The following is a 26,204-nucleotide window of genomic DNA, read 5'->3' as shown; positions in this document are numbered from 1 at the left end:
GTAGGTTCTAGCAAAGATGAAAACAGCGCGTCGAGTTCTACTTCTGTTACTGGTTATCTTAGTTGCCATTCCAGCCGCTACGATTGCGCTGCTAACAACATCTTACGCGGACGCAACCTGGCGCTTGCTGTCAAACACCTTTTCTCTTCCCTTCCGGGCCGGAAGCGTGCGTTATGGCTTTCCCTATCACCTAACTTTACAACGCGTGAACACCAGCGGAGACGATGCGTCTTACATCGAGCAAGTCGATTTATGGATGAATCCCGATGTTTATCGCGATGGTAAATGGATCGTTGATAGTTTATTGATTGATGGTATGAGCTTGCAGTATGGCGCACCAAAGCTCCCACCTTTAGACAACGTTTTATTCCATCAAATCGCGCTCAAAAATATTGATTACGCCGACGAGCAGTTCTCTGCCAATGGCATTGACCTTCAAATTCAATCACCACAATGGAATGGTCATTTAATACCATATGGCGAAGTTCAACTTGCAGCTGACCAACTCTATTGGAATGGCGAAGCCTTTAATCAAGTCTTAGTCGATATAGACTACAAACCGCAAGACAGTACGCTTTATGGCACCTCTTTTAACTGGCGTAACAGTCAAATATCTGGGCAAGGGGAGCAGTATCCTCAAGGCTGGTCTTTAGTAAATGTGACCATCAACAAGCTGAAACTGAGTAATACGCAGCGCCAATCACTGCTTGCAAAACCTTGGCACGATCTACCATTTAGCATTAATCATATTAATAGCTTAGATTTGCTTAACGCCGATATTGAATGGGGCGACTGGCACTGGCAGAACTTGGATCTTTCTGTGGAAAACGCCACGCTGCCACTGTCTCTCTGGAAGACAAAAGCTCAAGTGTCATTGCAGGCGGATAGCGTTCGATTCCAGCAGCAAACCGCAATAGAGCCACGTTTGAGTGCCGCTATCGAGCCAGGAGTAATCCAGCTCAACGAGCTCAGCTTAGATTGGCAGCAAGGTCGAGTGCAAGTTTCTGGATTGTTCACGCCAACACAATGGAAGCTCAAAGAAGCCTCTATTCAAGGCCTCAAGTGGGCAACACAGCCAGAAGACAACCTAAATTGGTGGCACGCCGCCACCAGCGAGTTAGAGCATGTTGCAATCGAACGACTCGACATTGAGCGCAGCCAAATTATCCAGCTATCTCACGAACCTTATTGGCAACTTTCCGGTTTAAATATCGAAGGGCAACAGCTTGATATTAAACAGTCTGCTCAACGTTGGGGCCTTTGGCAAGGCGAATTGGAAGTCAGCGTTGTCAACGCCAGCTATGACCAAATACTCACATCTCACGCAGCACTTGCCATGCAAAGCAAAGATGGCTTTTGGCAATTGACTCGCCTTTTTGCGCCACTCGAGCAAGGCTACGTAGAAGGCATCGGACAAATAGATTTGAGTACCCCGAGCCAACCTTGGGCGCTCAACGTCAATGCTGATGGTATTCCCTTATCGCTCTTCCACGATTATTTTTTACCCGACACACTGGCTATTGATGGTTTTTCCGATCTCAGCCTCGATCTACAAGGGTTATCAGGTGATCGCAACATGCTGGCCTACAGCTTATCGGGTGAAGTGGAAGCCAATCTCCGAGATACCCGCTTGAAGTCCCAAGCGGATCATTCGCTCAAAGCCATTACCTTAAGTCCACTGCGTTTAAGCGCGCAACGAGGGGAAGTTGCCATAACGCCGGTCACCATCTCAGGAAAAGCCATAAGTGGTAAGGTTTGGGGAACATTTGATATGGCCAACAACCCGCTAAGTGGCATTACTTATCAATTGGAAGAGTCGTGCGGAAACATTGAAGGCGATCTACTAAGTGGCGAAACCCACCGTAATGAGTGCGTGAACGCATCAAAACTGGCCGAGCCTACTGATATTGAGACTCCACAGAAAAATGAACCTTCCATCGAGCAGCCAATCGTAATTGATAACATCAATTTGGAGACTCAAGAGGAAGAGCTTTACGAAGAAGTTATCGAAGAAGATGAAGTACCCGACACGAATTCCGCAGCAGAACAAACCCTCTCACCGACAGAGCAAGAAGGTGAAACAGATAAGCGCCCAGCAGATCAGTCGGCGCTTACCCCATCAGCAACTGAGTAACTGCGAGTAGTTCGGTATCAGCATATAGGTACCGACAAAATCCACAGCTGGCGTGTCACCACTATAAATCACTACGTGAATAACGATGCGTGCTTTGCGTCCCGACTCCAATCGGTCTAGGTCACCACTGATCCCATCCAACGAAGTACTCGCCACGGGGTTTTGTTCGACTGGTTGACGATAACGAATAGAGCTGTCGGCCAACACAATATCACCGTGCAACCCACGCTCTTTAAGCAGCAGCCACGTCATCCCCCACCCTGTCAAGGTTGCTAAGGTAAAAGCTGACCCGGCGAACATGGTGTTATGCGGATTAAGGTTAGGATTAAGCTGCGCACAGCATTCAAACTGGTAACCCGTGTACTGATTAATTTTGATCCCCATTTTGTCGCTAATTGGGATTTGTTGCTCCCAGCGCTGTTGAAGCTCAGTACACCATTCAGGGCGACGTAACACATTGGCCATCGGATCCAGTTGCTTCACCATTTGCTGATGGCGCACAGGGCCACGCTCATCGGTTAGCTCGCCTCGACGCTCAAAGCCATTTTTTTCATAAAAGGCGATGGCATCTTCACGGGCATTACACACCAAGCGTTTCGCTCCTTCTTGGCGCGCTAACGACTCTAGTGCAACCAAAACCAGCGAACCCATTCCTTTGCTACGGCGATTATTTTTAACCGCCATGTAGCGGATCTGGCCATCATTATCCGGTGTAATGTATAAACGGCCAATCGCCATAGGACGACCTCGTCCATCAACAATCATGCGGTGATGGCTCATTTCGTCGTATTCATCGCGCTCTGAGCCGATCGGCATACGCCATGGCTCACGAAGCAGTTGCCAGCGAAACTGATAATACTTGTTTATCTGATTATCGGTTTTGGGAGTAATGAGTTTGAACATATCAATCCTTTGAAAGCACAACACTAATCAGTGTCGGAAAAATTACTCCAAGCCAATTCCATGATCTTGGAGTTAAAGCTTAGACTATGGCGCCTGTGTTACCAGATTAGACCTGCAACCAAAACGTCACTGGACCGTCATTCACCAAAGACACTTTCATATCGGCAGCGAAGCGGCCACGCTGTGTGGGTAAGACTTCTTCACACAAGTCAGAAAAGTAATCATACAAGCGCTCTGCATCAACAGGATGCGCACCGCGAGAAAAGCCAGCTCGCGTGCCTTTTTTTGTATCCGCAGGCAGCGTAAATTGAGAAACCACCAGCACTTTACCTTCCACCTGTTTAACGTTTAGGTTCATCTTGCCTTCGTCATCTTCGAACACACGGTAGGTTGTAACACGCTCCATTAAACGCTTTGCTTTAGCTTCATCGTCGTCCTTCTCTACGCCCAATAAGACCAGCAGACCACGATCAATTTCTCCTACGACTTCACCATCCACACGGACGGCTGCTTCACTGACTCGTTGAATTAGCGCTATCACTACTCTCGCTTCCTTCATCTGTTAACTGAGATTCAGCGGTCGAGTGTATCATGTCTAAATCTTCACTCCAGTGCTCTCGCTCACCAAGCGCAGCCGTAACTTCCGCCCCCAATAACACGATCATCCAGCATAAATACACCCAAACAAATAAGATAGGAATCGCCGCTAACGCGCCGTAGATGAGCTGATAAGACGGAAACTGAGTGATGTAGAGTGCAAAGCCTTTTTTACTCAACTCGAACAGTATCGCGGCGACTGCTGCCCCCATGGCACCATGAGCGAGGTGTACTTTTTTATTCGGCACTAGAATATACAAGCCAAGAAAAGCAAAAAAGGACAGCAACAACGGTAGCCAACGCAGAAATAAATTAAACGCACCAGATAATGTCTCGTTCTCTAAAATTTGCAGCGAAGTCACGTACGACGTCGCCGCAATACTCGCACCGACCATGATCGGCCCTAACGTGAGTACCATCCAATACATAGAGAATGAAAAGACTAAACGGCGCTTGTCTTTAACTCGCCAAATGTAGTTTAAGTTCTTATCAATGTTGGAAATCAGCATGACTGCGGCAATGAATAAAAACCCACCGCCAACCGCGCTCATTTTGCCCGTATTCGCCACAAATTCCTGTAATGCCGTATGTACAGCTTCTCCAGAAGCCGGCACAAAATTCTCAATAATGTAGCCTTGCAGCACCTCACCAACGTTCGCAAAAACGGGAAATTTCGACAATATTGATAACAATACCGTCAGCATTGGCACAATAGACAACAAGGTAATGTAGGCAAGATAGCCCGCGTTCACATTCACACGGTCATGCGTTAATCGCTTAAGAAGGTACGTAAAAAACGCGACGCAACTTGGCAGTAGATTGATTAATCTCGCCTTGTAACTCTCTGATAACTGGTTCATAGTTCATCCCATAATTAGCGCCGAGGACATAAGAATGCCTTATTTATTAGCAATTGTACTATCAATTTTCACTTTAACAGGGTGTCAATCTGCTTATTACTCAGCAATGGAGCAGGTTGGGTATCATAAACGAGATATTATGGTCGACCGCGTCGAAGATGCCAAAGAATCTCAACAAGATGCACAAGAAGAATTCACCAGTGCACTTGAAGCCTTATCTGCGATCACCAACTTTGATGGTGGTGAGCTAGAAAATGTCTACAACAACATCAATGACAAATACGAAGATAGCGAAAAAGCGGCTCAAGACGTACGTGACCGTATTGCTGCGATTGAAGACGTATCCGGCGCACTGTTTGATGAGTGGCAAGATGAGCTAGAGCTGTACTCGAGTGCGAAACTGCGTCGTTCAAGCGAGCAAAAACTACGTGAAACCAAAGCCTCGTACAAAACCATGCTTAGCGCTATGAAGCGTGCAGAGAAAAAGATGACACCGGTACTGGATACGCTACGTGACAACACGTTGTACTTAAAACACAACCTTAACGCCAGTGCGATTGGTTCTTTGCAAGGTGAGTTCTCTAGCTTAGAGAAAGACATTCAGTTTGCGATCAAACAAATGAACGAAGCGATTGCAGAGTCCGATAAATTCCTACAAAAGCTCAATCAAAAGTAAATGATTTAGACCTCCTCCAAGTGAGGAGGTTTTAGTCGGCGACCTCACCGAGTAAACCGATGACACTTCGAACAAAGCCTACCCTCTCTGGTACAGTTCCCCATGGCACTTCTACCACTTCATAACCCAACTCAGTATAGACACTCACTAACGACTGATGAATCTCCAATGCTTCTTCAAAGCTGTGCGGACGCACTTCATCTTGTACGTAAATGGATGCTTCAGGTCGACAAGTAAACACCTGACTATGGTACCCAGCGCTTTCGGTTAAGAAAGCTTGGTCAACCTTACAGCCGCCCACTTGTAGGTATGCAATGATGTCGGGGATGGCGCGATCAACAAACGCAACATCATGACAACGCGCATCACTCTTTTGTTTGTCCATCAACCCAAGGCATAACTTGGCAAACCCAGGTAAATTCGTCCACGGCAAAATACCATTTTCTAACTGGCTTTGCTGCTCAATCAAGTCGCGAGACCCTTCAGGAAACGTGGCGTAACCACACGCGTCTAGCGCATTCAGCAATGTTGTTTTTCCCGCACCAGGCCCACCGGTGATAATAATCGGGTTCATATTCAACTCCAGAAAACAAAAAGCCCCGAGCATAACTCGAGGCTTCTTCTTAATTGAATCGCTTAACGAAAATTATTTCGCGCCACGAGAAGCACGCTTACGGTCGCTTTCCGTTAGGAACTTCTTACGGATACGGATGCTTTCAGGCGTTACTTCTACTAGCTCGTCGTCATCGATGAATTCTAGTGCTTGCTCAAGAGTCATCTTGATTGGCGGAGTAAGAACCTGTGCGTCATCGGTACCAGATGCACGAACGTTGGTTAGCTGCTTACCTTTCAGTGCGTTTACCGTTAGGTCGTTGTCACGGCTGTGAATACCGATAACCATACCTTCGTAAACTTCAACACCGTGACCGATAAATAGACGACCACGCTCTTGAAGGTTGAACAGTGCGTTAGTTAGCGCTTTACCCATCGCGTTCGCGATTAGTACACCGTTTACACGTTGACCGATGTTACCGCCTTTGTGAGGGCCGTAGTGATCAAACGTATGGTAAAGAAGACCTGAACCTGAAGTCAGTGTCATGAATTCCGTTTGAAAACCGATCAGACCACGTGATGGCATAACGAAGTCCATACGCACACGACCTTTACCGTCTGGAGACATGTCTTTCAGCTCACCTTTACGTAGGCCGATGTTCTCCATGATGCCGCCTTGATGCTCTTCCATTACGTCGATCGTTACAGTCTCGAACGGTTCCATCAACTGACCATCTTCTTCTTTGATGATTACTTCTGGACGAGATACTGCTAGCTCAAAGCCTTCACGACGCATGTTTTCGATCAGGATAGAAAGGTGAAGTTCACCACGACCTGATACGCGGAATTTATCTGGATCGTCTGTTTGCTCAACGCGTAGTGCAACGTTGTGTACCAATTCCTTCTCAAGACGCTCAAGGATGTTACGTGACGTTACGAACTTACCTTCTTTACCCGCGAATGGAGACGTGTTTACTTGGAACGTCATCGTTACTGTTGGTTCATCAACAGACAATGGTGGTAATGCTTCTACTGCGTTTTGTGCACAGATAGTGTCAGAAATTTTCAGCTCGCCAAGACCAGTGATTGCGATGATATCACCCGCGTTAGCTTGTTCCACTTCGTGACGCTCTAGGCCAAGGTAGCCCATTACTGTACCCACTTTACCGTTGCGAGTTTTACCGTCAGCACCAATAATGGTTACCTGCTGGTTTGGTTTAACGCTACCACGAGTTACGCGAGCCACGCCGATAACACCAACGTAAGAGCTGTAGTCTAGCTGAGAAACTTGCATCTGTAGTGGACCATCAAGGTCAACATTTGGCGCGTCAACAACATCAACGATAGTTTGGAATAGTGGTTCCATGTTCTCGCCAGTTTCGCCTTCTTCTAGAGAAGCCCAACCGTTAAGTGCAGATGCGTAAACTACTTTAAAGTCTAGCTGGTCATCAGTTGCACCTAAGTTGTCGAACAGGTCGAACACTTGGTCCATAACCCAATCAGGACGTGCACCAGGGCGGTCAATCTTGTTGATTACAACGATTGGTTTTAAACCGTGAGCAAACGCTTTTTGTGTTACGAAACGCGTTTGAGGCATTGGACCATCAACTGCGTCAACGATAAGTAGTACAGAGTCTACCATCGACATGATACGCTCAACTTCACCACCGAAGTCCGCGTGTCCCGGAGTATCTACGATGTTGATACGGTAATCGTTCCAGTCGATTGCTGTGTTTTTAGCAAGAATGGTAATACCGCGCTCTTTCTCGATGTCGTTCGAGTCCATGACTCGCTCTTCAGCTTCACCGCGAGACTCAAGCGTGCCTGATTGTTGTAGCAGCTTGTCAACCAACGTGGTTTTACCGTGGTCAACGTGCGCGATGATCGCGATATTTCTTAATTTATCAATCTGTGGAGTAGCCATGGATATTGATTCACTTAGATAGATGAAATGCCTCCACGCTGAGAACGGGTGCTCTCTGGCGACATTTGCTGATTAAAAAAACGGCCATAATGTACCAGATTTTAGCAAAAAGCCTAGAAATATGTGATCTACTCCCGAGCATTTCTGCGATTTTTACGCTTAATGCCCATTTTCTTCCTCAGAACGAATTGATTAAACGCAACTTTATTCTAATCGATGCATAATTCAAATTGACTCTTGCTCAAAAACTGGGCTGAATACGCAATGTACCTGTCACATTATGGTGCAACAATGATTTTTAGCACCATAATAGTGCAAGCAAAGATCATTTTGGTGCAAGCAAGTGCACCAAACTAGCATTCAAAAACACAATTGCTTGAAATTAATGGAATATTTTTTTTGGCACGGTTTTGGCTTTAGTTAAAACAGCATCGATTAATGAAAAGTCAAATTGATTAATCAATGCCAGGTTTCATGAATAATTCATAAATCGAGCTTTTACCGCTTATTAACACTGGAGGTTATCCAAGATGTCAGTAGAAAACGTTCTATCGCTGATCCAAGAAAACGAAGTTAAGTTTGTTGACCTACGCTTCACTGATACAAAAGGTAAAGAGCAGCACATTTCGATCCCTGCTCACCAAATCGACGCAGACTTCTTCGAAGAAGGTAAAATGTTCGATGGTTCATCAGTTGCTGGCTGGAAAGGTATCAACGAATCAGACATGGTAATGATGCCTGACGCATCTTCTGCTGTGCTTGACCCATTCACGGAAGACGCAACACTAAATATCCGTTGTGACATCTTAGAGCCTGCAACAATGCAAGGCTACGACCGTGACCCACGCTCTATCGCAAAACGCGCTGAAGACTTCATGCGTTCTACAGGTGTTGCAGATACTGTACTTATCGGTCCTGAACCAGAATTCTTCCTATTTGATGACGTGAAGTTCTCGACAGACATGTCAGGCTCTTTCTTCAAAATCGACGACGTAGAAGCGGCATGGAACACAGGTTCTGACTACGAAGAAGGTAACAAAGGTCACCGTCCAGGCGTTAAAGGTGGTTACTTCCCAGTAGCTCCAGTAGATTCATCTCAAGACATCCGTTCTGCTATGTGTCTAGTAATGGAAGAAATGGGTCTTGTTGTTGAAGCGCACCACCACGAAGTGGCAACGGCGGGTCAAAACGAAATCGCAACTCGTTTCAACACGCTAACAACCAAAGCTGACGAAATCCAAATCTACAAGTACGTTGTACACAACGTTGCTCACGCGTTTGGTAAAACAGCGACGTTTATGCCTAAACCACTTGTTGGCGACAACGGCAGCGGTATGCACGTTCACCAGTCTCTAGCAAAAGATGGCGTAAACCTATTTGCTGGTGACAAGTACGGCGGTCTATCTGAAATGGCGCTTTACTACATCGGTGGTATCATCAAACACGCTCGTGCAATCAACGCATTCGCTAACCCATCAACAAACTCGTACAAACGTCTTGTACCAGGCTTCGAAGCACCAGTAATGCTAGCTTACTCAGCGCGTAACCGCTCTGCTTCAATCCGTATCCCAGTGGTACCAAGCCCGAAAGCACGTCGTATCGAAGTTCGTTTCGGTGACCCAGCGGCGAACCCATACCTATGTTTCGCAGCAATGCTTATGGCTGGTCTTGACGGTATCAAGAATAAGATCCACCCAGGCGAAGCGATGGATAAAGACCTTTACGATCTTCCAGCTGAAGAAGCAGCAGAAATCCCAACTGTTGCATACTCACTAAAAGACGCACTAGCAGAGCTAGATGCTGATCGTGAGTTCTTAACAGCGGGCGGCGTATTCTCTGACGACTTCATCGATTCATACATCGACCTTAAGTCTCAGGACGTAGAGCGTGTGAACATGACAACTCACCCTGTTGAGTTCGAACTTTACTACTCTGTGTAAGGTCGACACTGTGTAAAATGTAAACACAGCAATAAAATATTAGGCTCGCCTCGCAGGCGGGCCTTTTTTGTATTCGCCAGTCAAGCTTCGACGTTTAACATAAGAGGATAATAAAAATACGCTTAGAATTTTTCCTTACAGGTCAAAGAGCTAAGCCATTGAAACGTGAAATCATCGAACAAGAGAAGGTGAGCAATGAAAGTTCAGCTTATTCCATCACTGTGTGCACTCAGCGGATTGTTAATCGCCTCTATCGCCTTCGCGCAGGTCGCGTATACGTGGGTAGATGAAAATGGCGTGGTTCACTTTAGTGATACGCCAAACAAAGGAGCAAAAGCGATCGCACTGCCAAACCTTGAAGCCAGCGCACCAGCTCCTGAGGTAGAAAGTACTGAATCGCTCGCACCTCAGACTACGCCATCTACTGCATCACAAAACAAGCCAGAGAAAACAACCGAGAAGCCTCTTCTATTACAACTCTCGATGCTGACTCCCAAGCACAACGAGACCATCCGCAGCAATCGAGGCATCATCAATATTCAATTAGAAACCAATCGCAAGCTTGGTATCGGTGAGCAATTGCAATTGTTACTCGATGGAAAACCTTATGGTGCGCCACAAAGCCATATAGTGTGGCAGTTAAACAATATTGACCGAGGCACTCACACACTTGCTGTGCACGCGAAAAGAAGCGGCAAGCTTATTGCATCTACTAGCCCTATAACGGTGCATTTACATAGAGCAAGTGTTAAGCCGACCGTAAAAGGGGCAAAATAGAATATCTGGTGAAAAAAATCACATCTCAGCGGTGCTTTTCACTTTTTCTTCTAAGATTTATTCGCCATACTTAACGTTCAATTGCACCATTATTGTGCATCGCACAATCTTAAAGCAAAACAAGGACGTAATGTGGATACCAGTCTTCCTAGTGCCATTCTCAACAATATGGTGACAGCAACGCTGATTCTTGATGATGGATTGGCCATCCGTTATGCCAATCCGGCTGCCGAATTGCTGTTTTCTCAAAGCGCCAAACGAATTATTGAACAATCACTTTCTCAATTGATTCAGCATGCGTCGCTGGATCTCGCGCTGCTCACTCAACCGTTGCAAAGTGGCCAAAGCATCACCGACAGTGACGTCACTTTCGTTGTTGATGGCCGCCCTTTAATGCTAGAGGTGACGGTTAGCCCTATCACTTGGCAAAAGCAGTTGATGCTTCTGGTCGAGATGCGCAAAATTGATCAGCAGCGCCGACTCTCTCAAGAACTGAACCAACACGCCCAACAACAAGCAGCGAAGCTGTTAGTCCGAGGGCTTGCACATGAGATTAAAAATCCGCTTGGCGGCTTACGCGGTGCGGCGCAATTGCTAGAAAAAATGCTGCCAGAGCCCTCTCTCACCGAATATACACACATCATCATTGAGCAAGCAGACCGTTTAAGGGCGCTCGTGGATCGATTACTAGGACCGCAAAAGCCAGGTAAGAAGACACAAGAGAATCTGCACCAAATTCTTGAAAAGGTTCGCCAACTGGTTGAATTAGAGTCACAACGCTCAATCATCATTGAACGAGATTATGACCCAAGCTTGCCAGAGATTTTGATGGATACAGACCAAATCGAGCAGGCAATGCTTAATATCGTCAGCAACGCCGCACAAATTCTTAGCCATCAAGAGCACGGGAAAATAACCATTCGCACCAGAACGGTGCATCAAGCCAATATTCACGGCAAACGCTGTAAACTCGCTGCTCGTGTCGAAATCACAGACAACGGCCCAGGTATTCCACCGGAACTACAAGACACGCTGTTCTATCCCATGGTCAGTGGCCGCGAGGGAGGAACTGGATTAGGGCTATCTATTTCGCAAAATTTGATCGACCAGCACAATGGAAAAATAGACGTAGAAAGCTGGCCTGGTCACACAACATTTACTATTTATCTGCCGATCTGAGTGCGCTAATGGACTTCAAGTCGCGTCAGTTTTTCGGTTTGCTGCAAGGATTACTACATGAGTAAAGGATATGTTTGGGTCGTTGATGACGACAGTTCAATTCGCTGGGTAATGGAGAAAACACTCTCCTCTGCCAACATCAAATGTGAAACCTATGCCGATGGAGAAAGCGTGTTAATGGCGCTCGAACGCGAAGTGCCGGATGTTCTAGTATCAGACATTCGCATGCCAGGTATTGATGGGTTGGAGCTACTAAAGCAAGTACAGCGCGATTACCCAGACCTTCCCGTGATTATCATGACCGCGCATTCAGATTTAGATGCGGCAGTGAATGCGTACCAAAAAGGTGCTTTTGAATATTTACCAAAACCTTTTGATATTGATGAAACTTTAACTCTGGTTGAACGAGCCATTGCACACAGCCACGAAAACAAACGCGAGCAGCTCTCTCCAGAAGACATTCCAGCAGAAACGCCTGAAATTATCGGTGAAGCACCAGCGATGCAAGAGGTGTTTCGCGCCATTGGTCGTCTTTCTCGCTCCTCTATTTCAGTCTTGATTAACGGTGAATCGGGCACGGGTAAAGAACTCGTTGCTCATGCACTGCACCGTCACAGTCCACGTGCTAACAAACCTTTCATTGCGCTCAATATGGCGGCAATTCCCAAAGACTTGATTGAATCAGAACTGTTTGGCCACGAAAAAGGCGCGTTTACGGGGGCAAACAATGTTCGTCAAGGACGATTCGAACAAGCCAATGGCGGCACTCTATTTTTAGACGAAATCGGCGACATGCCATTGGACATTCAAACTCGTTTGCTACGCGTTCTAGCTGACGGGCAGTTTTATCGAGTGGGCGGTCACTCTCCGATCAGTGTCGATGTACGAATTGTCGCGGCAACACACCAGAACTTAGAAAAGCAGGTGCAAGAAGGTGACTTCCGTGAGGACCTCTTTCATCGCTTAAACGTGATTCGCGTGCAGATCCCGGCACTGCGTGAGCGTAAGCAAGACATTGAAAAGCTTACACAGCATTTTCTTATCCGTGCGGCTGATGAGCTTGGTGTGGAAACAAAAACTCTCCACCCATCGACCGTGGAGATTCTTAACCGCCTTGATTGGCCTGGCAACGTTCGTCAATTAGAGAATATTTGCCGTTGGTTAACCGTTATGGCCAGTGGTAGCGAAGTGTTACCAAATGACTTGCCAAGCGAACTACTCGAAGAGAAAAAATCCATTTCAGACTCTGCACATGGTAGTTGGCAAGAACAATTGGCGGATTGGGCACGGCATTCACTCGCAGCAGGAGATAAAGAACTACTTTCTTACGCTTTACCAGAATTTGAACGCATTTTATTAGAAGCAGCCTTAGAGCACACTAAAGGTCATAAGCAAGATGCCGCTAAAGTATTAGGCTGGGGGCGAAATACACTCACCAGAAAATTAAAAGAATTGTACTGACAATCACTTACGTGGTGCGTTAACAACGAGCGTCGTTTGTCACTCGATATTAATAAAAACATCAGTACAATTGTGGCGCACCACCATCTATGTGATTAGGCGATGTCTACTGCTACGACTCAAATTACACTGCGTACTGCTGTTCTGATTCCATTTGTCATGATCTTCTTACTGGCGATCGGTGTCATTGTCTACGTCCAAAAACAAAGTTACGAAGAAGTGGTCACGGATATCAGTGACAAGCAACTTTCCGTGTTAACCGAAAGTGTCCACGACCACCTCAATAGCTATCTACGTAAGCCTTTTACTGCGGTTATGGCTCTCGCGCACAACGTCAGCTATCACAACCTTTATCGCCCTCACGATACCTCAGACATTCAAAACTACCTGCTAAGTGCATTCAAAAATCTTTACCAATCGATACCGCAGTTGGATGTAATCGCATTTGGTTCAGAAAACGGCGACTTTGCAGGCTTTCGCCGCGAACTTTCCGACGATTACACCTTAATGGTGCAAGATCGCCACACCGATGGTGATCTGGTTATTTATGGAACCAACCATGTGAGTAACAACATTCGAACGGTTATCTCCCAATACGATCCTCGCACTCGCCCATGGTATAAGCCCGTTGCAGAGAGCCAAAACGCCACTTGGTCTGAAATTTATACCAATGCTGATGAACGCCAGGATATTACGCTATCAGCCATGACGCCGGTGTACAAACACGACCAATTTGCTGGTGTTTTGGTGACAGACATTCGTATCAATACATTCAACGAATTCCTGCGCGAGTTAAAATACAACACTAAAGCGTCGGTCTACATCATGGACCCAGATCATCGTTTAATCGCTCACTCAGGCCCGGGAAGCGTCATCTCATGGGGCACAAAATTTTCGGATAAAGGGCAGCGTTTGCTTGCCGCTGAAAACGCAGACCCGATCATCAAAATCAGTGCGAGCCGAGTCCGGTCTTTCGATCTCAACAACACCAAGCAACCTTATACTTTTTCATTTGAACATGATGGCCAACGTATTTTCAGTCGGCTAACCCCGTATCGAGACCAAGACGGCTTAACATGGTTTATCGGCACCTCCATTTCGGAGTCTGAGCTTCTCGGCCTGTTACCAAAAAGCCAGCAAGAGAGCTGGCTCGTTGGCATTATTGTAAGCCTATTTGGTATCGCCATCAGTTGGATCATTTTCAACCGAGTTACCAGACCAATTAACGCGACGGCCGCCGCCGCTCAGCACCTGGCAAATGGGGATTGGGATAGCGGCATGCCAAAGCCTGGTTATGTGTATGAGACAACCGTACTGGTTCATGCTTTTAATGAAATGGCGAACAATCTAAGAGCTTCATTCAAAGCATTGCGTGAACAGTTGGTTTATGACTCTCTAACACGCTTATATAGTCGTCAGGGTTTGGTCGAAATCTGTGAAAATCAGTCTGATCTTTGTCACGGCAGTTTATTTTTACTTGGTATCAACAAATTTAGAGATATCAACGACAGTGTGGGTCATCACAACGGCGACCAGCTGTTGGTCAGCATCGCTGAAAGGTTAAAACAGCAGTTTCGTGACAACGCATTATTGGCTCGGATTGGTGGTGATGAGTTCGCGGTGTTTCTCTCAAATGTCGACACTGAAACCAAAATTAAACAAACCGAGCGTCGATTACAGCAACTCTTTTCCACCCCATTTATGGTGGAAGGCGAGAATGTAGTGATGAAGATTTCACTTGGTATTGTACAAACCCAGCCAAACGAAACCATGCCTTTATGGTTACGCAACGCCAGCATCGCATTAAGTTACGCTAAACAAGACTCACTGACTGGTGTTTGTCACTACAGCCCAGAACTAGCGAGCGCTTCAAAGTTTCGTACACAAATGCTGACCAAGATCCAAACTGGCATTGAAAACCGAGAGTTTATTCCTCATTACCAACCGATTGTGGATCTCGTCAGTGGCACAGTGTGTGGCGCCGAAGCACTTGCGCGTTGGCATAGCGACTCAGGTATGGTGTCACCATTAGATTTTATTCCAATTGCTGAAGAAAGCGGCATGATCAAAGCCATCGGCCAACAGATTCTGTTACAAGCTTGTCGCGACACTTACCAAGCGATCGAAAGCAAACAGTGGCCGTCGGACTTCCAACTGCATGTGAATATCTCTGTTAATCAACTATCCTGCCCAAGTTTTGTTGATACGGTGACAAGCGTATTGGATATCACGAAATTACCAGCAAGTAACCTCACACTAGAGATCACAGAATCACGTATCATTGATAGCGCACCGACCACACTAGAAAATATGACTAAACTGCGTGAAATGGGTATTGGTATCGCGATAGATGACTTTGGCACCGGCTACTCATCACTGGGTTACCTCCACTCTCTGCCGTTTACCTGCTTGAAGATTGATCGCACCTTCATCAATCAACTCACACAAGAAAACTTAAACAGTTCAGTCGTCGCTGCCGTCATCAATATCACAGCAGGTCTCAAAACTAATGTCGTCGCGGAAGGTGTCGAGGATAGCAATCAAGCACAATTACTCCGCTCTTTAGGCTGTAATCAGGTGCAAGGCTTCTACTACAGCCGCCCTATGCCACTAGAAGAATGGCCAACACATTTGGTGAACATGAAGTAGAAAAGAGCGAGAATCGTTGATTTCCTAGTCATCCTCTACTGACAATCTACCCAACTGTTATTTATACTTAACTGCAAATCTTACCCATGTATTGTCACAGATGATGTTTGGGCCCTGTTCCAGTTCATAACTATCCGGATCGACAAAATGATAACGAAGAACCTTCCTCTTACTGATTTGCACCGTCACCTCGACGGTAACATTCGTACTAAAACGATTCTTGAGCTAGGCCAAAAGTTTGGCATTGCCCTACCAGCGTACGATATTGAGTCTCTCACTCCTCACGTTCAAATTGTCGAAGCGGAACCCTCTCTTGTTGCTTTCCTTTCTAAGCTTGACTGGGGTGTTGCGGTACTGGGCGATCTAGATGCGTGTCGTCGTGTCGCGTACGAAAACGTAGAAGACGCGCTAAATGCACAAATCGATTACGCTGAGCTGCGTTTCTCTCCTTACTACATGGCGATGAAACACAAACTGCCAGTAGCGGGGGTTGTTGAAGCCGTCGTGGACGGTGTGCAAGCGGGTATGCGCGATTTTGGCGTGAAAGCCAACCTGATCGGTATCATGAGTCGTACATTTGGTACTGACGCATGTCAACAAGAACTGGACGGCATTCTGAGCCAGAAAGATCACATCGTTGCCGTTGACCTTGCGGGTGACGAGCTAGGCCAACCGGGTGATCGCTTTGTGTCTCACTTCAAGCAAGTACGCGATGCTGGCCTTGGGGTAACGGTCCATGCTGGTGAAGCAGCAGGTGCAGAGAGCATGTGGCAAGCAATCAATGAGCTGGGCGCAACTCGTATCGGTCACGGCGTAAAAGCGATTCACGATCCAAAACTGATGGATTACCTAACAGAAAACCGCATTGGTATTGAATCTTGCCTGACGTCAAACTACCAAACAAGTACGGTAGAAACGCTAGAAAACCACCCTCTCAAGCAGTTCCTAGAGCATGGCGTTCTTGCGTGTTTGAACACTGACGATCCAGCGGTTGAAGGCATCGAACTGCCATACGAATACGAAGTAGCGGCACCAGCCGCTGGCCTGAGCCAAGACCAGATTCGCCAAGCGCAAATCAATGGCCTTGAGATTGCGTTCCTTTCAGAAGCAGAAAAATCGGAACTGAGAGAAAAAGTAAAAGATCGCGCTTAAATCCAGCGAAAACATAAAAAAATGCCAGCATCTGCTGGCATTTTTTATATCTTGAATCTGTATCTCTGATTAAATAACACGAGAGAACTGTTGCTGACGTGCCTTTGCTCGTAGGTATTTATCGAAGCTCATACAAATATTACGGATCAACAAACGACCTCGCAGCGTCACACGAATTTCATTATCATCCACTTCCACCAGCTCATCGTTAATAAAGGTCTGAAGTAGCTGCAAATCTTCTTTAAAGTACTGTTCAAACCTCACTTTAAACTCAGACTCAATGGCTTTCTTGTCTAACTTGAAGTTACAAATCAGCTGCTTAATCACTTCGCGACGGAGCAAATCATCGGAGTCCAGAGAGACCCCTTTCCATAGAGCGTGACGAAGTTCGTTGACTTGAGCGTAGTATTTCTTCAGCTCTTTCTGGTTTTGCGCGTACGCATCGCCGATCATCGAGATTGCAGAAACACCAAAGCCAACCAAGTCACATTCACCTTGTGTGGTGTAGCCTTGGAAATTGCGATGCAAAATACCTTCGCGCTGGGCAACAGCAAGTTCATCGTCCGGCAAAGCAAAGTGGTCCATACCGATAAATTGGTAGCCAGCACCGGTCAGTGTCGCGATGGTGTCTTGCAGAATCGCCATCTTCTCTTCTGCCTTTGGCAGGTCTTCGTCTTTAATCTTACGCTGCGCTGCAAATAGCTGTGGCATGTGCGCGTAGTTAAACACGGATAGACGGCCCGGCTGCATCTCTAGCACTTGTTCTAGAGTCTTGGCAAAAGATTCTTTGGTCTGCTTCGGTAAACCGTAAATCAAATCTAGGTTCGTCGAACGAAAGCCTAACTCTTTTGCGCGCGCAACCATCGCAACGATGAACTCTTCATCTTGCTCACGATTCACCAGTTTTTGCACTTCTTTGTTGAAGTCCTGAACACCGATGCTCAAGCGATTGAAGCCTTCACTACGCAGATGATCCAGCATGATCAGCTCGATTTCACGCGGGTCAACCTCGATACTGATTTCAGCATCGCTACTAAAAGTAAACTCTTGGCGTAGCAGGCTCATTACACGCGTGATTTGCTTTTCAGAGAGAAACGTCGGTGTACCACCACCAAAATGCAATTGCGTCACGGTGCGACCAACAAGTAATGCAGCACGTTGACGAATTTCGTGTTCAAGCACGTCGAGGTATTCATCCGCTTTGTGCGAGTGGCGCGTAATGACTTTATTACATCCACAGTAGTAACAAAGCTTGTGACAGAACGGAATGTGTACGTACAGCGATAATGGGCGTTCTGGGTATTGAGTGCATGCCATATCATAATCAGAAATGGTGAACGCTTCATGAAACTCCAGCGCCGTTGGGTACGACGTATAACGAGGCCCGGAATAGTTGTACTTATCCAATACCGCTTGATCCCAGACTATTTGCTGTTTCGATTCAGTGTGTTGATTCGACATGGTGGTACTTTCCGTTAAATGCTAGGGCAACGAAAGCCGTCACCCGATATTCAGAGCCGCTATTTTGCCATACGACGATGACAAGCGTGGCAACGCCGACTGGCTTTTTAAGTATAAAACTAAAGAAGTGCTAGCGTGATCACGATACCCCCATTAGCCATAAGGAGACTATTGGGGGTCGCGCTTAAATCATCTGAATATTGATTTGATTATTCAGTGGCTGGACGTTTTTCTGCAACACTTTGAGCTCCTCAATAATCGCATCAGTGAGGCGGCTTTCCGCTTTATGACGCGTCAAGTTCTGTTGCATACGCTCTTTCTTGGCAAGTTGTTGGCGTTCTTCGCCACGCGCCATATCTTTCACTATGTGGTAAAGCTCAGAAATCGCAGGGTACGTTTTATCGAAATCAACGCGGTCTTCACCTTGTACATAATCCATGATGTTATACACACGGATACTGATTTCAGATAAATCGCACTGCCCTTGAATGCCCGCCTGACACAAGGTATGCACATTCTCAAAAATGTTGGCGTTACGTTTGTCTATCGCCAATTTTTGATGCTTCAGCTGCAATTCCTTTTGCTTTTTCAATTGAAGCAGAAGGTAACCTGCATAAGAAGCGAGTGCGATGATAATCACAACACCAGCAATAGCTAATAAGGTTACATTCATAGCTTAATTATCCTTTATAGTCGTCGAAATTAATGTCGTCGAAATCTGCCAGCAAGTCATCATCGTTGCGCGTGCTTTTCTCAGCAGGTGCAGTGAAGTCTTCCTCTTCTTCAGGTTCCAACAAACCTAGTTGGTCCATTAGCTTCTCAATGCGATCGAGTTTCTCATCGACGAATTTCTGTAGACCTGTGCCCAGGTTTTCACCCGCTTCAATACGGTCTAGCAACACGTTCAATTGCGCGTCATTTTCTAGCATCTCTAGTTCTTGCTCTGCCGACAAACGACGCTCTTGCTTCGTCATTTTCTTCGCAGGTTCAACAATCAGAGGTATTTTCTTTTTGCTGCCTAAGCGCGGGTCGCGATTTTGTGCAGCAGCTTGCTTTTTCTGCTCGTTAACTTCTGAGTTACGGTTACCCGTTTTCAGACCTTTACGCTTTTTAGCACGCTTGCGTAAGCGGCCTTCCACATCAGATTCTGTACGGTTACGAGTTACAACAAACTCAGGTGCACCAGCGGCACCCGGTTTTCTAGATTTTTTACTACGGCTCATTACTGGGGTTTCCTCAGTAAAATTACATCATTACCAATAAATTCGAGTTCGAGCTTATCCCGCTCTGCTAGGAACTGGAACGTGTCACGACTAAAGAACACTACGTGAGTGAGATCGTTCTTATAATGCCATGATTTGAAAGCCTCCACGTCGATGACCATTTTCGTCATCAGGCCTATCCAGCCCCCTGGCTTAACTAAATTCAACCATTGCTTCCACACCAAATCTGGGTGGTAGAGGTGCTCTATCACCTCTGTTGCTGTCATGAAGTCGTACGTTTTTTCTAAAACCGACGTATCAGGGTGGTAGTAGAGATCGTACAACGCCATGTTGTGCCCCGCCTCTTCCAGCATCAAGGAGAGCGTTGGGCCAGGACCACAACCAAAGTCGATACCATTTGATTGTGGAGAAATTCGCTCTGTGATCGGGTCAGCAATACGCGACAAAAAGCGTCGGTAACCCAAATCATCGGGGTTGTTCTCATGCAAATCATAGTGAGCTTTTTCGCTTTCCGCATCCAAACGTTGGTCTGGATTTACGAATACCAAGCTGCACTGCTCACATTGAAGATATTCACGACGCTTATCTTCAAAATAATGGTGAGTGCGCTGATTTTGGCATAAAGGACAGGTATGCATGCTGACTTCCTCAAACAGGGATGCGAAACATACCAGAAAGTGAACTCGGATTGGAGTGTTGTTGAGTATTTTTTCAGCAATTTTTGTTAAAAAACTTTGTTTACAACCTATAAAGCTAAATAAGTGCAGTAATCTCAATTCAAGTTACGGCTGAGCAAGTCAACGGATATAAAAAAAGCGACAGTCAGACTGTCGCTTTCTAAGTGCCATCAATTGGCGAAACTGTGTTGCACACATTTGGTGCACCAATGATCCCTTTGTTTTTAGAGCTTTCCCTGCCAAAAAGAGTTGTTTTTCATCTTCCTGATGAGTTTTGGCTATCCGTTTACTTCCTGTCTACTGAGCAACTTCCTGTGCCTGATCCGTTTCACTGTCTTAACCGTCAGACGAGATGACCATCCTTATCTGATAGGCTCCCTACCTATCTAAATCCCTTTCTAAATCACCAAGCATCCGAGCTACATCCTTGGAGACCTAAACCGTAGTCTTAAATCCTTACATTCACCCCCTGTGAACGACTTCTACTTTACGCCATCCCGTTATGCTCACAAGTAATGGGTTGAAAAAAAATCCGCCTATTTTTCTAAAAAATCAAAATTATCATTTAATCAAAAACTTAAAAACACTAACAAGAAAAAGCCAACATCAAGTATGGCAAATGTCTCACAAACTGCCGAGCCAACTATCGCTTTCGCATCCAAACTCGACTGTGATATCTGTCACGAACAAAAATGCCCTAGTGGATTCACTAGGGCATTTTTGTACAAGTTGCTCGAACGATGTAGGGACATCTACCCAACCAGCTCAAGATGCAGGATCTTGAGCGATTTAGGTATATTAGTGCAGACCGCCAACGTATTTAGACAGCACTTCGATATCTTCGTCTGTCATTTTCTTCGCGATGTCGCGCATCATGGCATTCATATCATTACCACGGTCGCCATCACGGAATTTTTCTAGCTGAGCTTTGATGTAGTCAGCATGCTGACCAGAAATTTTCGGGAAACCTGAAAGCTCAGTACCATTGCCACGAGGACCATGACATGCAATACATGCGGTTAGGCCACGCTCGGCATCACCAGCGGTATAAAGCGTTTTGCCTTTTGCTACTACATCTTCAGGTGTTGAGTTTTCTGAAACTGGTAGCGAAGCGTAGTAAGCAGATAGGTCTGCGATATCTTCATCGCTCAGTGGCATTGCCATACCACTCATTACAGGATCGTAACGACCTTGTTTACCACCACTTGTCATGCCTAGCTTAAGTTCTTTTAACTGCTTCTCAAGATACTTAGCGTGTTGGCCTGCGAGTTTCGGGTACGTTGTTATTGCACTGTTGCCATCTGCTCCGTGACAGGCGACACAGGTTTGTGATTTTGCTTTACCAGCCTCAATATTACCTTGGGCCCATACTGAGCAACTGGCTAAAAGACTCAAAATTAGCGCTAATTTCTTCATGACATTCCATTATAATTATCAAGCTTCCAGTACCACGGAATGTGAACATACCGCGTACACTCATGGTACAATAGGCGACCTTATGCCGAGCACGGTTATTTTACACATTTTCACAAAAAAGTAATCAATCGACTACACAAAGTCGAGATGGAGTTAACAGTGAGCGTAAAAATTCATTACCAAAATACGCATTTCATCACCAGCGCACCCGATATTCGTCACCTGCCGGAAGACGAAGGTGTCGAAATTGCGTTTGCAGGACGCTCAAACGCTGGTAAATCGAGTGCACTTAACCGTCTAACTAATCAAAAAAGCTTAGCCAAGACATCAAAGACACCTGGTCGTACGCAATTAATCAACCTTTTCAAAGTAGAAGAAGGTTGTCACATTGTCGATCTACCTGGATACGGTTTTGCTCAAGTACCGGTAGAGATGAAAAACAAATGGCAGAAATCTTTGGGTGAATACCTACAGAAACGCGAGTGCCTAAAAGGCTTAGTGGTTCTAATGGACATTCGTCATCCAATGAAAGATCTCGACCAACAAATGATTTTCTGGGCCATCGATAGCCACATTCCTGTGCAAGTTTTGCTAACCAAAGCAGATAAACTAAAAAGTGGTGCACGCAAACAAACTCTACTGAAAGTTCGTAAGCAAGTAGAAACTTTCGGTGGTGACGTTTCTGTTGATGTGTTCTCTTCACTGAAAGGATTAGGTGTCGATCAGCTACGTGCAAAACTGGATACCTGGTTTGCACCAGCACTAGCACACCTGATAGAAGAAGACGAACAAGAGATACCAGCGAGCGATGAAGAATAATTAACAATATTTGTTAAATTTCTTCGACACGGCCCTGCCATTTGGTGGGGCTTTTGTTTATCTGAACTAAATAACAGGCAATAAAAATCCCCGCCTTCCTGGCAGGGATAACGGGAGAGAAAAATTGGTAATTATTGTTATGTGACGAAGCATTGCTGAACTGAGATTCGATTTCAATAGGTTAAAAAGCGCTCTTGTTTCCTGTGTATCACCAAACATTCACTCCAAAAACACCCAATAACGTTACAATTCAGACAGTTAAGCCAAGCAAATCTTCAAAAAGATGTAACTTAGTTTCTTTCAAGAAAAAATAATAGTGTGACTGGCGTAAATTTACAGGATGAATAACGCAATAAATTTGAAGGAAAAATCGAGATTTTGCAGTGACTTAGAAAGGTCAAAAAAGAAGGTTTTTGAAGGCTTACTTTAAGCTACTGATACAAAAGAATAATTTTCTTTCGCCCAATAAAAAACGCCCCAGTCAAAAACTGACTGGGGCGGCTGAATCAGCCTAATCCAATAACGTGAAACAAAAGGTCTGAAAGATAGAACATCTTACCTCTGTACCCTACGAGTATTAATGTACAACAATTGGTCAGAATTGCAAAGAATTTTTGTAGTTTTTTTTCATGAAACTTTTATTAAGCAACATCAAAGTTAACTTTGCGCTAGCTTTTTTAATCTCAAAAAAAAGCCAGCGTTTGTGCGCTGGCTCATAATTAATTGGTTATTTTGGTCTAAAAATGACTAATGAGCTTGATCCCAGTTATCACCATGACCTGCTTCTGCAACCAACGGTACTTTTAGCTCTGCTGCAGATTCCATCAATTTCTGTACTTTACTTTCAATTTCGGACAATGATGACTCTTCAACTTCAAAGACCAATTCATCGTGTACTTGCATTAATAACTTCACACGACCATTGCCTTCTTCCTGAATCCACTGATCAACCAACAGCATCGCTTTCTTAATGATGTCCGCAGCCGTACCTTGCATTGGTGCGTTGATTGCCGCACGTTCAGCAGCTTTACGACGCATCCCGTTGCGCGATTTGATTTCTGGTAAATGCAAACGTCGACCAAAAATCGTTTCAACATACCCTTTATCTGCTGCCGTGCTGCGTGTGTCTTCCATGTACTGCATCACGCCTGGGTAACGTTCAAAGTATGTATCCATGTACGCTTGAGCCTCACCACGAGGAATGCCTAATTGCTTCGCCAAACCAAACGCACTCATGCCGTAAATAAGACCGAAATTAACCGCTTTCGCACGACGACGTTGCTCACTTGAAACGTCTTCAATAGAAACACCCATGATTTCTGCTGCGGTTGCCGCGTGGATATCTTTGCCATCACGGAATGCATCCAACAACGCTTGGTCGCCAGAAAGGTGCGCCATGATGCGTAGTTCGATTTGCGAGTAGTCGACCGCTAAGATTTTATGCCCTGATGGCGCGACAAACGCTTGACGAATACGACGGCCAGCTTCGTTACGAATTGGAATGTTCTGTAAGTTCGGATCAGTAGAAGATAGACGACCCGTTGCAGTCACTGCTTGGTGGTAAGAAGTATGCACACGTCCCGTCGATGGGTTGATCATCTTCGGCAGTTTGTCGGTGTAAGTTGATTTTAGCTTCGCCAAACCACGGTATTCCAAAATCAGTTTTGGTAGCGGGTAGTCTAGCGCGAGTTCTTGCAGAACTTCTTCATTCGTCGATGGTGTGCCTGATGGCGTTTTCTTCACAACCGGTAAACCCATTTTTTCAAATAGGATGGCTTGTAATTGCTTTGGCGAGTTCATATTAAACTCTTGCTCAGCAATTTCGTACGCTTTCTTTTCAAGCTCATCAAGGCGAGCGGTAATCTCGACCGACTGCGCACTCAGCTTCATTTCATCAATAAAGACCCCAGTGCGTTCAATGCGCGAAAGAACTGGCACCAACGGCATTTCAATCTCTTCGTAAACTGTCTTCAGGCTTTCATCCTGCTCGATATTAGCAAACAAGCGATTGTGCAGACGAAGGGTCACATCCGCATCTTCTGCCGCGTATGGCGATGCTTGTTCCAGTTCGATTTGGTTAAACGTAAGCTGATTTTTGCCTTTACCTGCAATTTGCTCAAAAGAAATGCAGCTGTGCTGTAGGAAGCGAAGCGCCAAGCTGTCCATATCGTGTTTACCGCCGACACTGTTGTAGATATACGATTCCAACATCGTGTCGTGCTTGATACCTTTTAGCTCAATGTCGTAACGAGCGAGTACAGACGCATCATACTTTAAGTTTTGACCGACTTTTGCTTTCGCTGCATCTTCAAGAATTGGCTTCAGCTGTTCTAGTACCCAATCACGATCAAGCTGTTCAGGCGCATCTAAATAGTCATGTGCAACTGGCACATAAGCCGCAATACCTTCATCGACAGCGAATGACAAACCAACTAGATTCGCTAGCATGTAATCTAGGTTATCGGTCTCCGTATCAAATGCAAACAGCTCAGCCGTTTGAAGTTTATCTAGCCAAGCATTGAAGGTTTCTTTATCCAGAATTGTTTCATATTGGCTGCGATCGATTGTTACCGCAGAAGTTTCCATCTCGGCTTGAGAAGAAGAAGCTTGTGAAGATCCTGCAAGCTCTACGGCCTCCACAGATCCAGAACCGCCTTCAAGTAGTTCATTCAACCAAGATTTAAACGTCAGTTGGCCATACAGCTTCACTAATTCGTCTTTATTTGGTTCCGCTTTCAGCAATGATTCTGGCGTTTCCTCAAGCTCAACATCCAATTTGATGGTCGCGAGCTCATACGAAAGCATGGCATTTTCTTTGTTGTCGATGAGCTTTTTCGCCATGGTTTTAGAACCACGGAAACCAAGCCCTGCAATATCATCGAGGTTTTCATACAACTTCGTCAGACCACCAATACCTTGCAGTAGTGCGGTCGCTGTTTTATCACCGACACCCGGTACACCAGGAATGTTATCTACTTTATCGCCCATCAGTGCTAAGTAGTCGATGATCAATTCAGGTGGAATGCCAAACTTTTCAACCACACCTTCACGATCCATTACGACGTTCGTCATGGTGTTGATCAAGGTAATGTTATCATCCACTAGCTGCGCCATGTCTTTATCACCAGTACTGATCAATACAGGCATGCCCTTTTGTGATGCTTGGTATGCTAACGTACCGATGACGTCATCCGCCTCGACGCCAGGAACACAGATCAGCGGCAAACCCATTGCACGAATAACATTGTGTAATGGTTCAATTTGACAACGCAGGTCATCCGGCATTGGCGGACGATTCGCTTTGTATTCTGCATACATATCATCACGAAAGGTTTTTCCCTTTGCATCGAAAACCACCGCGATGCGCTCAGACGCAAACTGACGCATCATGCTGCGTAACATGTTCACGACGCCGTAAACGGCATTAGTTGGAATTTCACCATTGCTCATGGTGCCCGGGTAGGCGTGAAAAGCGCGATATAGGTAAGAAGAGCCGTCGATAAGGATCAACGGATTTTCAGGAATACTTGCCATAATTGTCTGTATCCAATTCAGTACTTGAGAGATCTGCCTAGGATGCCATGACTGCTGATCTGAATCTATCTTGTTCGCTCGATCTAGGTCGCGTAAATTTTTCCGACTTTATTCACGAAAACACCACCTCCTGTGGATAACTCTGTTTATAGAAATTATCCACTGGTTATCCAATAACAAAAAACACAAGAAAGCACCAACCCAAACCATTGATTAATAACAACAAATTCGCATAACGGCGAGAAGATCAACGATCCTAAAATGATCATC

General features: G+C 45.6%; 21 protein-coding genes. 9 read left to right on the top strand and 12 right to left on the bottom strand.

All coding sequences use genetic code 11. The annotated features are described in order from the left end of the window. The first annotated feature begins 16 nt into the window (after positions 1-16). Complete coding sequence (locus tag IJ23_RS07430; RefSeq protein ID WP_005379285.1) at positions 17-2,134, top strand: AsmA family protein; 2,118 nt, start codon at positions 17-19, stop codon at positions 2,132-2,134. Here IJ23_RS07430 and IJ23_RS07425 read toward each other — a convergent pair. The 3 genes from IJ23_RS07425 to IJ23_RS07415 form a co-directional block, all read right to left on the bottom strand. Beyond that, positions 2,120-3,037, bottom strand: a complete 918-nt coding sequence (locus tag IJ23_RS07425) for a bifunctional GNAT family N-acetyltransferase/hotdog fold thioesterase (RefSeq protein ID WP_005379283.1) — start codon at positions 3,035-3,037, stop codon at positions 2,120-2,122. The two genes, IJ23_RS07430 and IJ23_RS07425, sit on opposite strands and share 15 nt — an antisense overlap. 106 nt (positions 3,038-3,143) lie before the next feature. After that, the gene (gene dtd / locus IJ23_RS07420; protein WP_005379282.1) at positions 3,144-3,578 is read right to left on the bottom strand and encodes a D-aminoacyl-tRNA deacylase; all 435 of its coding nucleotides are present in this window, start codon (positions 3,576-3,578) and stop codon (positions 3,144-3,146) included. Further along, positions 3,550-4,494, bottom strand: coding sequence for a virulence factor BrkB family protein (locus IJ23_RS07415; RefSeq protein WP_033905908.1), 945 nt, complete (start codon positions 4,492-4,494; stop codon positions 3,550-3,552). Before IJ23_RS07415 ends, dtd begins: the two co-directional genes overlap by 29 nt. 34 nt (positions 4,495-4,528) lie before the next feature. Here IJ23_RS07415 and IJ23_RS07410 point away from each other — a divergent pair, with 34 nt between their 5' ends. Further along, positions 4,529-5,170 carry a DUF2959 domain-containing protein gene (locus IJ23_RS07410; protein WP_005382972.1) on the top strand — a complete coding sequence of 214 codons (642 nt, stop codon included), beginning with the start codon at positions 4,529-4,531 and terminating at the stop codon, positions 5,168-5,170. Between the two features lie 31 nt (positions 5,171-5,201). On the opposite strand, the gene IJ23_RS07405 is transcribed toward IJ23_RS07410, so the two are convergent. Further along, positions 5,202-5,744: an AAA family ATPase gene (locus IJ23_RS07405; RefSeq protein WP_033905906.1), complete on the bottom strand. Its 543-nt coding sequence runs from the start codon at positions 5,742-5,744 to the stop codon at positions 5,202-5,204. Positions 5,745-5,816: 72 nt separating this feature from the next. Then, a complete protein-coding gene (gene typA, locus IJ23_RS07400; RefSeq protein ID WP_005379276.1) occupies positions 5,817-7,646 on the bottom strand; it encodes a translational GTPase TypA in 1,830 nt (609 codons plus the stop codon). 530 nt (positions 7,647-8,176) lie between these two features. Here typA and glnA point away from each other — a divergent pair. The 6 genes from glnA (at position 8,177) to add (ending at position 16,804) form a co-directional block, all read left to right on the top strand. Next, positions 8,177-9,586, top strand: a complete 1,410-nt coding sequence (gene glnA, locus IJ23_RS07395; RefSeq protein WP_005379275.1) for a glutamate--ammonia ligase — start codon at positions 8,177-8,179, stop codon at positions 9,584-9,586. A 195-nt stretch (positions 9,587-9,781) separates the two neighbouring features. Next, the gene (locus tag IJ23_RS07390; RefSeq protein ID WP_033905904.1) at positions 9,782-10,363 is read left to right on the top strand and encodes a DUF4124 domain-containing protein; all 582 of its coding nucleotides are present in this window, start codon (positions 9,782-9,784) and stop codon (positions 10,361-10,363) included. Positions 10,364-10,495: 132 nt separating this feature from the next. Next, entirely contained in the window at positions 10,496-11,542 is a 1,047-nt protein-coding gene (glnL, locus tag IJ23_RS07385; protein ID WP_017821940.1) for a nitrogen regulation protein NR(II), read from the top strand. Positions 11,543-11,599: 57 nt separating this feature from the next. Continuing rightward, the gene (glnG, locus tag IJ23_RS07380; RefSeq protein ID WP_033905903.1) at positions 11,600-13,003 is read left to right on the top strand and encodes a nitrogen regulation protein NR(I); all 1,404 of its coding nucleotides are present in this window, start codon (positions 11,600-11,602) and stop codon (positions 13,001-13,003) included. Positions 13,004-13,105: 102 nt separating this feature from the next. Next, positions 13,106-15,652, top strand: a complete 2,547-nt coding sequence (locus IJ23_RS07375) for a bifunctional diguanylate cyclase/phosphodiesterase (RefSeq protein ID WP_025768297.1) — start codon at positions 13,106-13,108, stop codon at positions 15,650-15,652. A gap of 147 nt (positions 15,653-15,799) precedes the next feature. Further along, positions 15,800-16,804 carry an adenosine deaminase gene (add, locus tag IJ23_RS07370; protein ID WP_033905900.1) on the top strand — a complete coding sequence of 335 codons (1,005 nt, stop codon included), beginning with the start codon at positions 15,800-15,802 and terminating at the stop codon, positions 16,802-16,804. Between the two features lie 69 nt (positions 16,805-16,873). On the opposite strand, the gene hemN is transcribed toward add, so the two are convergent. From hemN to IJ23_RS07345, 5 genes are all read right to left on the bottom strand, one after another. Beyond that, complete coding sequence (gene hemN, locus IJ23_RS07365; protein WP_033905898.1) at positions 16,874-18,265, bottom strand: oxygen-independent coproporphyrinogen III oxidase; 1,392 nt, start codon at positions 18,263-18,265, stop codon at positions 16,874-16,876. A gap of 184 nt (positions 18,266-18,449) precedes the next feature. Continuing rightward, positions 18,450-18,938 (bottom strand): DUF2489 domain-containing protein, encoded by a 489-nt coding sequence (locus tag IJ23_RS07360; protein ID WP_005379254.1) that lies wholly within the window; start codon positions 18,936-18,938, stop codon positions 18,450-18,452. A 7-nt stretch (positions 18,939-18,945) separates the two neighbouring features. Further along, positions 18,946-19,488: a Der GTPase-activating protein YihI gene (gene yihI, locus IJ23_RS07355; protein WP_005379252.1), complete on the bottom strand. Its 543-nt coding sequence runs from the start codon at positions 19,486-19,488 to the stop codon at positions 18,946-18,948. Further along, complete coding sequence (locus tag IJ23_RS07350; RefSeq protein WP_005379250.1) at positions 19,488-20,126, bottom strand: class I SAM-dependent methyltransferase; 639 nt, start codon at positions 20,124-20,126, stop codon at positions 19,488-19,490. Before IJ23_RS07350 ends, yihI begins: the two co-directional genes overlap by 1 nt. 837 nt (positions 20,127-20,963) lie before the next feature. Next, positions 20,964-21,581: a c-type cytochrome gene (locus tag IJ23_RS07345; RefSeq protein WP_005379248.1), complete on the bottom strand. Its 618-nt coding sequence runs from the start codon at positions 21,579-21,581 to the stop codon at positions 20,964-20,966. Positions 21,582-21,740: 159 nt separating this feature from the next. On the opposite strand from IJ23_RS07345, the gene yihA reads away from it, so the two are divergent. Beyond that, positions 21,741-22,400 carry a ribosome biogenesis GTP-binding protein YihA/YsxC gene (gene yihA / locus IJ23_RS07340; protein WP_017635019.1) on the top strand — a complete coding sequence of 220 codons (660 nt, stop codon included), beginning with the start codon at positions 21,741-21,743 and terminating at the stop codon, positions 22,398-22,400. 506 nt (positions 22,401-22,906) lie between these two features. Here the strand turns inward: yihA and IJ23_RS25805 are convergent. Both IJ23_RS25805 and polA read right to left on the bottom strand, forming a co-directional pair. Further along, complete coding sequence (locus IJ23_RS25805; protein ID WP_438356636.1) at positions 22,907-22,954, bottom strand: hypothetical protein; 48 nt, start codon at positions 22,952-22,954, stop codon at positions 22,907-22,909. Between the two features lie 193 nt (positions 22,955-23,147). Beyond that, a complete protein-coding gene (gene polA / locus IJ23_RS07335; protein WP_005379246.1) occupies positions 23,148-25,934 on the bottom strand; it encodes a DNA polymerase I in 2,787 nt (928 codons plus the stop codon). Positions 25,935-26,204: the final 270 nt, after the last annotated feature.

Origin of the sequence: Vibrio sp. OY15 (assembly GCF_000742455.1) — a bacterium.
GTDB classification, from domain to species: domain Bacteria; phylum Pseudomonadota; class Gammaproteobacteria; order Enterobacterales; family Vibrionaceae; genus Vibrio; species Vibrio alginolyticus.
Note: the sequence above shows the minus strand (reverse complement) of the source record. Positions and strands in the feature narration are given on the sequence as shown.